General features: G+C 71.2%; 9 protein-coding genes. 6 read left to right on the top strand and 3 right to left on the bottom strand.

Features of this window, described 5'->3' with window-relative positions; genetic code table 11:
* Positions 1-127 precede the first annotated feature (127 nt).
* On the top strand, positions 128-973 hold the full coding sequence (locus G3I78_RS00925; RefSeq protein WP_164420770.1) for a MerR family transcriptional regulator: 846 nt from the start codon (positions 128-130) through the stop codon (positions 971-973).
* 178 nt (positions 974-1151) lie between these two features.
* On the opposite strand, the gene G3I78_RS00930 is transcribed toward G3I78_RS00925, so the two are convergent.
* Positions 1152-1802 (bottom strand): TetR/AcrR family transcriptional regulator, encoded by a 651-nt coding sequence (locus G3I78_RS00930; protein WP_164420771.1) that lies wholly within the window; start codon positions 1800-1802, stop codon positions 1152-1154.
* A gap of 66 nt (positions 1803-1868) precedes the next feature.
* Here G3I78_RS00930 and G3I78_RS00935 point away from each other — a divergent pair, with 66 nt between their 5' ends.
* Together G3I78_RS00935 and G3I78_RS00940 are read left to right on the top strand one after the other, a co-directional pair.
* Entirely contained in the window at positions 1869-2531 is a 663-nt protein-coding gene (locus tag G3I78_RS00935; RefSeq protein ID WP_164420772.1) for a class I SAM-dependent methyltransferase, read from the top strand.
* 290 nt (positions 2532-2821) lie between these two features.
* The gene (locus G3I78_RS00940; protein WP_164420773.1) at positions 2822-4003 is read left to right on the top strand and encodes a pyridoxal phosphate-dependent aminotransferase; all 1182 of its coding nucleotides are present in this window, start codon (positions 2822-2824) and stop codon (positions 4001-4003) included.
* Between the two features lie 45 nt (positions 4004-4048).
* On the opposite strand, the gene katG is transcribed toward G3I78_RS00940, so the two are convergent.
* Together katG and G3I78_RS00950 are read right to left on the bottom strand one after the other, a co-directional pair.
* Positions 4049-6259 carry a catalase/peroxidase HPI gene (gene katG / locus G3I78_RS00945; protein WP_164420774.1) on the bottom strand — a complete coding sequence of 737 codons (2211 nt, stop codon included), beginning with the start codon at positions 6257-6259 and terminating at the stop codon, positions 4049-4051.
* A gap of 24 nt (positions 6260-6283) precedes the next feature.
* The gene (locus G3I78_RS00950) at positions 6284-6730 is read right to left on the bottom strand and encodes a Fur family transcriptional regulator (protein WP_164420775.1); all 447 of its coding nucleotides are present in this window, start codon (positions 6728-6730) and stop codon (positions 6284-6286) included.
* A 159-nt stretch (positions 6731-6889) separates the two neighbouring features.
* Between G3I78_RS00950 and G3I78_RS00955 the strand changes: the two genes are divergently transcribed.
* The 3 genes from G3I78_RS00955 to G3I78_RS00965 are packed head-to-tail and all read left to right on the top strand — an operon-like array spanning position 6890 to position 12596.
* On the top strand, positions 6890-11158 hold the full coding sequence (locus G3I78_RS00955) for a bifunctional nitrate reductase/sulfite reductase flavoprotein subunit alpha (protein ID WP_164420776.1): 4269 nt from the start codon (positions 6890-6892) through the stop codon (positions 11156-11158).
* Between the two features lie 48 nt (positions 11159-11206).
* Positions 11207-11839: a hypothetical protein gene (locus tag G3I78_RS00960; protein ID WP_203614049.1), complete on the top strand. Its 633-nt coding sequence runs from the start codon at positions 11207-11209 to the stop codon at positions 11837-11839.
* 40 nt (positions 11840-11879) lie between these two features.
* A complete protein-coding gene (locus G3I78_RS00965; protein ID WP_164420777.1) occupies positions 11880-12596 on the top strand; it encodes a YcnI family protein in 717 nt (238 codons plus the stop codon).
* Positions 12597-12617 lie beyond the last annotated feature (21 nt).

Raw genomic sequence — 12617 nt, forward strand, 5'->3', positions numbered from 1 at the left:
GATCTCCCCACCCATGACCGGGGGACCGCCCGAAAGCCCGCCAGGGTCCGGGCGGCGGGAAGTTGCACATGCCGTAGCGGCATGTGGTGTCGTCGAGGGGACCACAGCACGAAAGGCCCCGTCTGCGATGTACCCCTCCGCCACGCCTCCCCGCGAGGTCAAGATCGGCGATGCCGCCGCCTTCGCCGGAACCACCCCGCGCGCCATTCGTCACTACCACCAGATCGGTCTGCTGCCGGAGCCCGGGCGAGGCGGGGACGGACGCCGCCGCTACGCCTACGACGACATGATCCGCCTGCTGTGGATCCGCAAGATGTCCGAGGCCGGCATCAGCCTGGACGACATGCGGGCCGCCTTCGACGAAGCCCGGGACATCGAGGACGTCCTGGGCCGGCTGGAGGAGACCCTGGCCGCCCAGGAGGCCGACATCAAGCGTCAGCGCGCGGCAGTCCAGCGCCTGCGAGCCGTGGGCAGCCCCCTGGGCCTGCTCTCCCCCTTGGTCACGGACCGGCTCAGTCACCTGCCCTCTGACGCACTGCGCCCCTCGGACCTGGACACCCTGCTGGTCACGGAACGGATCTTCGGACCGCTGGGCGCCGCAATCCAGGCCAGCGTGTTCATCACCCTGGCGACCCATCCCGACCTACGGGCCGAGGCGGACCGCCTCGACGCGGCCCACGCCGCCCTCGACGACACCGTCGACCCCCACGACCCGCAGGTCGAGGAACTCGCCGCGCAGCACTGCGCCCACCACAAGGCCCTGGAACAGGCCATGGACGCGGCCGGACTGGACGAGGCCGAGGAGAAGCTCTTCGAGATCTACGACGCCGACCTGACGGGCGACGAGGAGGACACCCGGATGAGCGTCTTCGAAGCGGTCACCAAAATGCCCTACGGCTCCTCCGCGGCCCAGACACGGTGCATGGAACTCACGACACGGCTCCTTTACGGGGACCTCTCCGCAGGCAGCTGATCGCTGCTGTGGCCGTGCGCGAGGATCCCCGACCGCCCACCGACACGAAGCCGGCGTCTCGACGTCCGGACACGGCCCGCACGCTCCACGCGAGGGAAACCCAGGCCTACGACCCGGGTCACTCTCCTTGCCGGACCCGGAAGCGTCCACAGACGGTCGGCCTGGGTGCGCTGATCGGTCAGGACTTCGTCCGCGTCGTCAACTTGTGCCGTCGGAGGAACGCGTCGACGAGCCCGTCGGTGAATGCGTGGCTGATCGGTTCGTCGGTCACCAGCACGCGGTAGTAGAGAGGGCCTACGAGCTGGTCCGTCTCGGCCGCCATGTCGAGGTCCGCAGGCAGCTGGCCCCTGTCCACGGCCCGTTCCAACGGCAGGCGGTCGCGGCGGCGTTGCCCGTCGAGGTATCGGGACCGGAAGTCCTGGGCGAACACCGGATCGTGCTGCGCCTGGGCGATCAGCACCTTGAAGACGGCGCCGGGGTCGGACTCACTGAGGAACCACGCCAGTCGGCGCAGATAGTCGCGCAGGTCGAGGGCGATGTCGCCGGAATCGGGAGCCGTGAGGTCCTCGGTCGCGTCCTGGAGGAAGGCGTCCATCAGGACGTCGGTCTTACTCTTCCACCAGCGGTAGATGGTCTGCTTGGCCACACCGGCCCGTGCGGCGATCCCCTCCATCGTGACGCCCGCGAACCCCTTCTCGGCGAGCAGGCCGTCAGCCACCTGCAGCACCGCCAGCCGGGCCTGTTCGCTGCGTCCGTGCCGGTTGCCGTGGTGACGCCGCCCCGATCCGCCGGTGCCGCTCGCCTCGGCGGCGTTTGCCGCAGATGCCATTTCGCCTCCCGCCGGTCAGCGTATCGCCCCTAGATGTTACGCAACGTTGCGTCTACTCTAGCTCCCATGACACACACCCACACGCTCGCCGACCCCCGCATCGAGGCAGCCCTCGGCCGGATGTTCGAGCGAGCCGAGCAGGACGAAGCCACTGCCGCGCGCGTCAGCGCGCGACTGCCCGGCGGGTTCGCGCCGTTGACACCCCAGGAGCGGGCCGACGCCGTGGCGGAGGTCTACATGCCGATCTCCGCCAGAGGCGGGGAACTGCTGTACAACCTGGTCCGGGCCGTCCGCCCGGCCACGGTCGTCGAGTTCGGCATGTCCTTCGGGATCTCCACGCTGTACCTGGCCGCGGCCGTACGGGACAACGGCACCGGACGCGTCATCACCACGGAACTCAGCAAGGACAAGATCGCCGCAACCCGCCGGACCTTCACCGAGACCGGCCTGGACGACCTGATCACCACGCTGGAGGGAGACGCCCGCGACACCCTCCGCGGCCTCGACGACCCCGCGGACTTCGTCCTGCTGGACGGCTGGAAGGAGCTGTGCCTGCCCGTCCTGCGGCTTCTCGAGCCGCGTCTGCGGCCCGGCACGCTCGTCGTGGCCGACGACGTCGGCCTGAGCAGTCTGCGGCCGTACCTCGACTACGTACGCGATCCGGCGAACGGCTACCAGAGCGTGACGTTCCCCGTCGAGGACGGCATGGAGATCAGCTGCCGCCTGTGAGCGGCGCGGCGAAGCACACGCGGCCGGATCGAGACGAACTGCCGAGCCCGCGCACATCCTCTGCCACCGCTGCGCTGCTGCCGGGCCCGCATGCGGCCGGCGTGACCGGTGCCTCGTGCGAGCAGCCGATTGATCACGACATCACACGGGCCCTGGGCCGGGGCCCGCCCCGCGAGACCGCGACCTCGGCCGGGGTCCGCCCCGCGAGACCCCACGCGGCCCCGGCGGCCCTCCCGCATACCCTCTGAGACCTGGAGCCCTCGAACCAAGTGACCCGGGAGGTCGGCAGCATGAGGATCTCGCGGCGTGCGGAGGCCGTCGCACCGTTCTACGCCATGGAGTTCGGCAAGCAGGCCGCGGCGCTGGAGGCCGAGGGCCACCATGTCGTCAAACTCAGCCTCGGCGAACCGGACTTCGGGGCCCCGCCGGCCGTCCTCGACGCCCTGCGGGACACCGTGGGCAGCAGGCCCATGACCTACACCGGAGCCCTCGGGCTGCCCGAGCTGCGGCAGGCCATCGCGCGGTTCTACGGCGATCAGCACGGCGTCGACGTCGATCCGGGCCGGGTCGTCGTGACCGCCGGGGCCTCCGCCGCGCTGGTCCTGGGCGCCGCCGCGCTCGTCGATCCCGGGGACGAGGTGCTCATCGCCGACCCCTCCTACCCCTGCAACCGGCAGATCGCGGAGAGCTTCGGCGCCCGGGTCACCCTCGTGCCGACCAGCGCCGGGTCGCGGTACCAGCTGGACACGGCCTCCGTGCGCTCGCACTGGACCGACCGCACCCGCGGGATCATGGTCGCCAGCCCCTCCAACCCGACCGGCACCTCGGTACCGGCCGACGAGCTGGCCGCGATCTGCGGGCTCGCCAGGGAGCGGGACGCGTGGCGGATCGTCGACGAGATCTACCTCGACCTCGGCGACCACGACGAGCACGGACGTCCGCCGCGCAGCGTGCTGTCGTACGACGAGGAAGCGGTGGTGATCAACAGTTTCTCGAAGTACTTCGGGATGACCGGCTGGCGGCTGGGCTGGTGCGTGGTGCCCGAGGCGCTGGTGCCCGCGCTGGAGCGGCTCGCCCAGAACTACATGATCTGCGCCTCGACCCCGGCGCAGTACGCGGCGCTGGCCTGCTTCACCCCCGAGTCGCTCGCGGTCTGCGAGGAGCGGCGGGCGGAGTTCGGGCGGCGGCGGGCGCTCGTCCTCGAAGGGCTCGCGCGGATCGGGCTGCCGGTGCCCGTGCCGCCCGACGGGGCGTTCTACGTCTACTTCGACGTCAGCGGCACCGGGCTCACCTCGTGGGAGTTCTGCGGACGGGCCCTGAAGGAGGCGCATGTCGCGCTCACGCCGGGGCGGGACTTCGGGGTGGGCACCGCCGACACACATGTACGGCTGTCCTACGCGGCCTCGGCCGACGAGCTGCGGGAGGGCATGGCGCGGCTCGGGAAGTTCGTCGCCGCACTGCCGCAGGCATGAAGCGGGGCCGGTCCCAGAAGGAACCGGCCCCGCTCACTCGGACACTCAGACCAGGTCGAAGCGGTCCAGGTTCGAGACCTTGACCCACGCGTCGACGAAGTCCTTCACGAACTTCTCCTTGGCGTCGTCGCTCGCGTAGACCTCCGCGAGGGCGCGCAGCTCGGAGTTGGAGCCGAAGACCAGGTCGGCACGGGTGCCGGTCCACTTGACCGCGCCGGAGGCGTCGCGGCCCTCGAACGTGGTCTGGTCCTCGGAGGTGGACTTCCACGACGTGCCCAGGTCGAGCAGGTTGACGAAGAAGTCGTTGGTCAGGACGCCCGGGGTCTCGGTGAGCACACCGTGCGTCGAGCCGCCCTGGTTGGCGCCGAGGACGCGCAGACCGCCGACGAGGACGGTCAGCTCGGGGGCGCTCAGGGTGAGCAGGTTGGCGCGGTCGAGCAGCAGGTACTCGGCCGGCAGGCGGTTGCCCTTGCCGAGGTAGTTGCGGAAGCCGTCCGAGGTGGGCTCCAGCGCGGAGAAGGACTCCACGTCGGTGTGCTCCTCGGTCGCGTCCACACGGCCCGGCGTGAAGGGGACCTCCACGGCGACACCGGCGTCCTTCGCGGCCTTCTCGACCGCGGCGGCACCGCCGAGGACGATCAGGTCGGCGAGGGAGACCTTCTTGGCACCGGTGTTGAAGCCCGCCTGGACGCCCTCCAGGACCCGCAGGACCTGGGCGAGCTCGTCCGGGTTGTTGACCTCCCAGCCGCGCTGCGGCTCCAGGCGGATGCGGGCGCCGTTGGCACCGCCGCGCTTGTCGCTGCCGCGGAACGTCGAGGCCGACGCCCACGCGGTGGAGACCAGCTGCGAGACCGTCAGGCCCGAGTCGAGGAGCTTCGCCTTCAGGGCCGCCACGTCGGCGGCGTCGATGGCCTCGCCCTCGGCCTGCGGCAGCGGGTCCTGCCACAGCAGCGTCTCCGCCGGGACCTCCGGGCCGAGGTACAGGGACTTCGGGCCCAGGTCACGGTGGGTCAGCTTGTACCAGGCGCGGGCGAAGGCGTCCGCGAACTGGTCCGGGTTCTCGTGGAAGCGCTTGGAGATCTCGCCGTAGATCGGGTCGAAGCGCAGCGAGAGGTCCGTGGTGAGCATGGTGGGGAGCTTCTTCGAGCCGCTGTGGGCGTCGGGGATGATCGCCTGCGCGTCCTTGGCCACCCACTGGTTGGCACCGGCGGGGGACTGGGTCAGCTCCCACTCGTAGCCGAAGAGGATGTCGAAGAAGTCGTTGCTCCACTGGGTCGGCTTGGTGGTCCAGGTGACCTCAAGACCGGAGGTGATGGCGTCGCCGGCCTTGCCGGAGCCGTAGGTGGACTTCCAGCCCAGGCCCTGCTCCTCCATGGAGGCGGCCTCGGGGTCGTTGCCGACCGCGTCGGCCGGACCGGCGCCGTGGGTCTTGCCGAAGGTGTGGCCACCGGCGATGAGGGCGACGGTCTCCTCGTCGTTCATCGCCATCCGGCGGAAGGTCTCACGGATGTCGCGGGCCGCGGCCAGCGGGTCCGGGTTGCCGTTGGGGCCCTCGGGGTTGACGTAGATGAGGCCCATCTGGACGGCGCCGAGCGGGTTCTCCAGCTCACGGTCGCCGGTGTAGCGCTGGTCGTCCAGCCAGGTGGTCTCGGGACCCCAGTAGACGTCCTCGTCGGCCTCCCAGACGTCGGCGCGGCCGCCGCCGAAGCCGAAGGTCTCGAAGCCCATCGACTCCAGGGCGACGTTGCCGGTGAGGATCATGAGGTCGGCCCAGGAGATGGACTGGCCGTACTTCTTCTTCACCGGCCACAGCAGACGGCGGGCCTTGTCCAGGTTGCCGTTGTCCGGCCAGCTGTTCAGCGGCGCGAAGCGCTGCTGGCCGCGGCCGCCACCGCCGCGGCCGTCGCTGATCCGGTAGGTGCCGGCGCTGTGCCAGGCCATCCGGATCATCAGCGGGCCGTAGTTGCCGAAGTCGGCCGGCCACCAGTCCTGCGAGTTGGTCAGCACCTCGGCGATGTCCTGTTTCACGGCCGCGAGGTCGAGAGCCTGGAACGCCTCGGCGTAGTCGAAGTCCGCACCGAGCGGGTTCGCCACGACGGGGTCCTTGGCGAGGATCTTCAGGTTCAGGCGCTCCGGCCACCACTGGCGGTTGCCGCCGCCCTGGGTCGGGTGCGGGGCACGCCCGTGCGCGACCGGGCAGCCACCGGTGCCCTCGGTCTTGGCGTCGGTGACGATTGCGTCGGGGTTCTCAGACATTTCAGTCCTTCCGAACTGGGTGGATCAGGGTGCTGAACCAACGGCTTGGGGGGAACACGCGGGGCACAGGCCCCAGTAGATGACCTCGGCCTCGTCGATCGAGAAGCCGCTGTCGTCGGAAGCTGTCAGGCAGGGCGCGTGACCGACGGCACAGTCGACGTCCACGACGGCCCCGCACGACCGGCAGACCAGGTGATGGTGGTTGTCACCGACCCGCCCCTCGTACCGCGCCGGGCTGCCGGGCGGCTCGATGCGGCGTACGAGTCCCGCCGTGGTGAGCGAGTGCAGGGCCTCGTACACGGCCTGGAGCGATATGTGGCCGAGACGGTCGCGCACTCCCGTGGCGACCGCGTCGGCCGCGAGGTGGTCACCGGCCCGGACGGTCTCGAGCAGTGCGACGCGCGCGGCCGTCACCCGCAGGCCGGCACCGCGCAGCTCTTCTGCGGTGTTCGGAAGCTGGGGGGCGGTCATGGACCCCAACCTACCCCCACAAACACGAATGGTTCAAGAAATGGAACCGTTCCAAGTCTGTGTCGCGTCGGATCGCGCCCCGCAGGCGCTCACAAGAGTTCCTTGTCAGGTGTGCGGTCGGTGTAACTCCTGATGAACGGCCCGGGAGACATCTGCGTAATGGGTGTTTCGTACGGTCGTCGGAGATCGAGTCGGTTGAGCTCAGGAGGCGTGCCCGTGGTGCGGACAGTCTGCTCGTACTGCGGCGTGGGCTGCGGCCTGGTCCTCGACATCGGGACCGGCCCGGACGGCAGGCGTACGGTCCTGAAGGCCTCCGGCGACAAGGAGCACCCCGCCAACTTCGGCAAACTCTGCACCAAGGGCGCGACCACCGCCGACATGCTCGTCGCACCGGGACGGCTGACCACGGCCCTGGTACGTCCCGAGCGCGGCGAGGAGCCGGTGCCGGCGACCGTCGGCACGGCGATCACCGAGACCGCCCGGCGACTGCGGGAGATCATCGACGAGCACGGCCCCGACGCGGTCTCCTTCTACGTCTCCGGACAGATGAGCCTGGAGGCGCAGTACCTGGCGAACAAGCTCGCCAAGGGGTTCGTGCGCACCAACCAGATCGAGTCCAACTCCCGGCTGTGCATGGCCAGCGCGGGCACCGGCTACAAGCTGTCCCTGGGCGCGGACGGCCCGCCCGGCTCGTACCAGGACTTCGAGAAGGCCGACCTCTTCTTCGTCATCGGCTCCAACATGGCCGACTGCCACCCCATCCTCTTCCTGCGCATGATGGAGCGGGTGAAGTCGGCGGGCGCCAAGGTGATCGTCGTGGACCCGCGGCGCACCGCCACGGCGGCGAAGGCCGACCTGTTCCTCCAGATCAAGCCGGGCGCGGACCTGGCGCTGCTGAACGGCCTGCTGCACCTCCTGCACGCCGAGGGCCGCCTCGACCCCGACTTCATCGCCGCCCACACCGAGGGCTGGGAGGCGATGCCGGAGTTCCTGGCCGACTACACGCCGGCCGCGGTGGCCGAGATGACGGGCCTGGCCGAGGAGGACATCCGGGAGGCGGCGCGGCTCATTGGATCAGCCACTGAGTGGATGAGCCTGTGGACCATGGGCCTCAACCAGTCCACGCACGGCACCTGGAACACCAACGCCCTGGTCAACCTGCACCTCGCCACCGGCACCCTCTGCCGCCCCGGCAGCGGCCCCTTCTCCCTCACCGGCCAGCCCAACGCCATGGGCGGCCGAGAGATGGGCTACATGGGCCCCGGTCTGCCCGGTCAGCGCTCCGTCCTCGTCGACGAGGAGCGGGCCTTCGTCGAGGACCTCTGGGAGCTGCCCCCGGACACCCTGCGCGCCGACGGCGTCGGCAAGGGCACCGTCGAGATGTTCCGGAAGATGGCCGACGGCGAGATCAAGGCCTGCTGGATCATCTGCACCAACCCGGTCGCCTCCGTCGCGGGCCGCCGCACCGTCATCGAGGGCCTGGAGGCCGCCGAGTTCGTCGTCACCCAGGACGTCTTCACCGACACCGAGACCAACGCGTACGCCGACGTCGTCCTGCCCGGCGCGATGTGGACCGAGGGCGAGGGCGTCTTCGTCAACAGCGAGCGCAACCTCACCCTGACCCCCGCGGTGACCGACCCGCCCGGCGAGGCCATGCCGGACTGGCGGCTCATCGCGGCCGTCGCGTGCGAGATGGGGTACGAGAAGGGGTTCTCCTACGACAGCGCCGAGGAGGTCTTCGAGGAGATCAGGCGGGCCTGGAACCCGAAGACCGGCTGGGACCTGCGCGGGGTCTCCTACGAGCGGCTCCGGTCGACGCCGGTGCAGTGGCCCGCGGCGAGCGAGGACGGGCCCGACCGCAACCCGATCCGGTACGTGGCCGAGGACGGCACCCTCCGCTTCCCCACGGCGAGCGGACGGGCCGTCTTCTACGCCCGGCCGCACATCCCGCCGGCCGAGATGCCGGACGACGACTACCCCTTCGTCCTCAACACCGGGCGGCTCCAGCACCAGTGGCACACCCTCACCAAGACGGCGAAGGTGGCGAAGCTGAACAAGCTGAACCCCGGGCCGTTCGTGGAACTGCACCCGCAGGACGCGGCGACGCTGGGCGTCGTCGACGGCGACTCCGTCGAGGTGGCCTCCCGGCGCGGCCGTGCCGTACTGCCCGCCGTCGTGACGGACCGGGTGCGGCCGGGGTGCTGTTTCGCGCCCTTCCACTGGAACGACCTTTTCGGGGAGTACCTGAGCGTCAACGCGGTGACGAACGACGCGGTGGACCCGCTGTCGTTCCAGCCGGAGTTCAAGGTGTGCGCGGTGTCGCTGACGCGGGTGCGTACGGCGGTTTCGGTGCGGGTGCCTGGGGCGGGGGCGGTGCCTGGTGATGCCGGAGCGGGCGCTACGGCTGCCTCGGTGCCGGTGGTGGTGGACGGTGCTCCCGTCCCCGTCACTGCGGCTGCGGCTGCGGCTGCGGCGAGTGTCTTCGGGCTCGCGCCCGCGCCGCCGCCCGTGCTCACCGCGCAGGAACGCCAGTACCTGGTCGGGTTCCTCGCGGGGATACCCACGGGTGCTCCGGGAGTGCCGGTCCTGCCGCCGGACGCGCCCTTCAGCCCTGAGCACGCGCTGTGGGTGAACGGCACACTCGCCGGGATGTACTCGCGGGCGGCGGCCACACAGATCTCGGCAACACAGACGCCGGCCACATATACGGCGACTACACATGGCTTGGCCGCGCAGCCCTCCGTCACGGTCCTGCGCCGTGAGGTTGTCATCCTGTGGGCCTCGCAGACCGGTACCGCCGAGGAGTTCGCCGCCGCCACCGCCGACCGGCTCACCACCGTCGGCCACAGCACCTCCCTGGTCGGCATGGATGAGGCAGACCTCGGTCAACTGCCGCCCGGTGCCGACCTGTTGCTGATCACCAGCACCTTCGGCGACGGCGACGCCCCTGACAACGGCAGCGGCTTCTGGGACACCCTCGTCGACCCCGGCACCGCCCGGCTGGAGGGTCGGCGGTACGCCGTACTGGCCTTCGGCGACTCCTCGTACGACGACTTCTGCGGCCACGGCCGCCGCCTCGACCAGCGCCTCGACGAACTGGGCGCCCTGCGCCTGGCCCCCCGCACGGACTGCGAGCCCGACTTCGAGGACGCGGCGCACGGCTGGCTGGACCAGGTGCTGACGGCGCTGTCCGACACCCCGGCCGCCGACACCGACACCCCCGCCCCCACGGTGATCCAGGTGACCCCGGCCCCGACCGTGCCCCGGACGGCCCCCACCCCCACCCCAGCCCCGCCCCGCGCGAAGAAACCCGCCCCCGTCCTGGCCCGCCTCACCGGCAACCGCCTCCTCAGCCTGCCCGGCGCCGGCAAGGAGGTCCGCAGATTCACCTTCGACACCCGCGACAGCGAGACCCCGCTCCTGTACGACGCCGGCGACGCCCTGGGCATCCGGCCGCTCAACTCCGCGGACCTGGTCGAGGAGTGGCTCGCGGTCACCGGCCTCGACGCGACGGCCGCGGTCGAGGTGAACGGCGTGGGCGAGGTGCCGCTGGGCGAAGCGTTCCTACGGCATCTGGACATCACCAGGATCACCCCGGCCCTGCTCCGGTTCGTCGCCGAACGCACGCGTGACCCACGGGAGTTGAAGAAACTCCTGCGTCCCGACAACAAGGACGAACTCGCCAAGTGGGGCTGGGGCCGGCAGGCCGTGGACGTGATCACCGAGCACGCCGTGAAGGCCGCCCCGCAGGAGTGGGCGCAGACCCTCGGCCGCCTCCAGCCGCGCCTGTACTCGATCTCGTCCAGCCCGCTCACCGACCCCCACCTCGTCTCGCTGACCGTCTCCGTCGTGCGCTACGAGAACCTGCGCGGCCGCTCCCGCCAGGGCGTCTGCTCCCCCTTCCTCGCCGACGCCGCCACGGACACCCCGGTGCCGGTGCACGTCCAGCGCTCCCCGCACTTCAGGCCGCCCGCGAATCCGGCCACGCCCATGGTGATGATCGGCCCCGGCACCGGCGTCGCCCCCTTCGTCGGCTTCTTGGAGCAGCGCCGCGCGCTCGGCCACCGGGGCCCGAACTGGCTGTTCTTCGGCGAACAGCACCGGGCGACCGACTTCTACTACGCGGACGAGCTGACCGGGTTCCTCGCCGACGGCACCCTCGCCCGCCTGGACACCGCCTTCTCCCGCGACCAGCGCGCCAAGGTCTACGTCCAGGACCGGATGCGCGAACACGGCCCCCTGCTGTGGTCCTGGCTCCAGGACGGCGCCCACTTCTACGTCTGCGGCGACGCCTCCCGCATGGCCAAGGACGTCGACCAGGCGCTCCGGGACATCGCCGCCCTGCACGGCGGCCTCGACGAGGCGGGCGCGGCGGCCTATGTGAAGCAACTCGCCACCGACAAGCGCTATGTGCGGGACGTCTACTGACCCAACCCCTGGGCGGGCGCCCGGCCACACGTGGGAGTATCGGTCGCCATGAGGGCGTCCCCAGCGGTACGGAGCCTGCGCGCGGCGGTGTTCGCCGCGCTGTGTGTGCTGCTGGCCGCCGGGGGACACGCACTGGCGACCGGCATGGCGCCGCCGGTGTGGGCACAGGCGGCCGGGTTCGTGCCGCTGTTCGCGGCCGGCTGGCTGCTCGGCGGCCGGGAACGCTCCCTCGGCGCCATCGGCGGGGCGACCCTCACGTCCCAGGGCGGACTGCACCTGGCGTTCGGCGCGGCCCGCTCGCGCACCATGGGGGCACCGCACGGCATGGCGATGCACCACATGTCGGCGACACACACCATGACCCTCCAGGGCATGCGCATGGCCCAGATGGCGGCCCCGCACCCCCATGCCCTCACCCCGCACGCCACCGCGGCCCACCTCTCCGCCGCCCTGCTGCTGACCTGGTGGCTCCGCCGCGGCGAGGCCGCCCTGTGGTCGCTCCTGCGCCGCTCCCTGGCGCTGGTGCCGGGTCTCGCCGCCTGGTGGCAGGGGTACGGCGAACCCGCCGCCCCGGCCCCCGCGCGTCCGGCCCCCGAGCCCACCTGGACGCCCCGCCCCCTGCTGCTCCGCCACACGGTCCACCGGCGCGGACCGCCCACGACGATCCCGTACCCGATCTGACCCCTGCATCCCTTTCCACCCGTACGGAGATCCCTCACCCATGTCCTCGTCCCACACCGTTCTGCGCCGCGCCGGCCTCGGCACCGCCCTCGCCGCCACCGCGGTCCTCACCGCCGCGGGCGTCGCCTCCGCGCACGTGACCGTCCACCCCGACAGCTACGCCAAGGGCGCCACCGACGGCGCCCTGAGCTTCCGCGTCCCCGACGAGAGCGACACCGCGAGCACCACCAAGGTCCAGCTGTTCCTGCCCACCGACCACCCGCTGCTCGGGGTGCTCGTCTCGCCGCACGACGGCTGGACGGCCGAGGTCACGGACACCAAGCTCAAGACGCCGGTCAAGACGGACGACGGCACCATCACCGACGCCGTCTCCGAGATCACCTGGACCGGCGGGAAGATCGCCCCCGGCCGGTACGAGGACTTCGACGTCGCCTTCGGCCAGCTCCCCGACGACACCGCCCAGCTCACCTTCAAGACCCTCCAGACCTACTCGGACGGGAAGGTCGTCCGCTGGATCGAGGAGGCCGCGCAGGGCGACGACGAGCCGGAGAACCCGGCGCCGGTCCTCAAGCTGACGGCGGCCGGGACCACCTCGGCCACCAAGACGCAGACCGCGTCGAAGAGCACGGCCAGCGCCGCCGAGGCGTCGGCGAGCGACTCCACCGCGCGTGGTCTCGGCATCGCCGGGCTGGTCGTGGGCGTACTGGGCCTGGCCGCCGGGGCCTTCGCCGTCGTGCGGAGCCGCCGTCCGCGGTGAGCGGGATCCTGTGGATTTCCG

It is taken from the genome of Streptomyces sp. SID13726 (assembly GCF_010548375.1).
Taxonomy (GTDB): domain Bacteria; phylum Actinomycetota; class Actinomycetes; order Streptomycetales; family Streptomycetaceae; genus Streptomyces.

Coding starts and splice junctions, on each gene's coding strand:
- katG (WP_164420774.1), bottom strand. CDS start 6,259: ATGTCTGAGAACCCCGACGCAATCGTCACCGACGCCAAGACCGAGGGC.
- G3I78_RS00935 (WP_164420772.1), top strand. CDS start 1,869: ATGACACACACCCACACGCTCGCCGACCCCCGCATCGAGGCAGCCCTC.
- G3I78_RS00965 (WP_164420777.1), top strand. CDS start 11,880: ATGTCCTCGTCCCACACCGTTCTGCGCCGCGCCGGCCTCGGCACCGCC.
- G3I78_RS00950 (WP_164420775.1), bottom strand. CDS start 6,730: ATGACCGCCCCCCAGCTTCCGAACACCGCAGAAGAGCTGCGCGGTGCC.
- G3I78_RS00955 (WP_164420776.1), top strand. CDS start 6,890: ATGGGTGTTTCGTACGGTCGTCGGAGATCGAGTCGGTTGAGCTCAGGA.
- G3I78_RS00925 (WP_164420770.1), top strand. CDS start 128: ATGTACCCCTCCGCCACGCCTCCCCGCGAGGTCAAGATCGGCGATGCC.
- G3I78_RS00960 (WP_203614049.1), top strand. CDS start 11,207: ATGAGGGCGTCCCCAGCGGTACGGAGCCTGCGCGCGGCGGTGTTCGCC.
- G3I78_RS00940 (WP_164420773.1), top strand. CDS start 2,822: ATGAGGATCTCGCGGCGTGCGGAGGCCGTCGCACCGTTCTACGCCATG.
- G3I78_RS00930 (WP_164420771.1), bottom strand. CDS start 1,802: ATGGCATCTGCGGCAAACGCCGCCGAGGCGAGCGGCACCGGCGGATCG.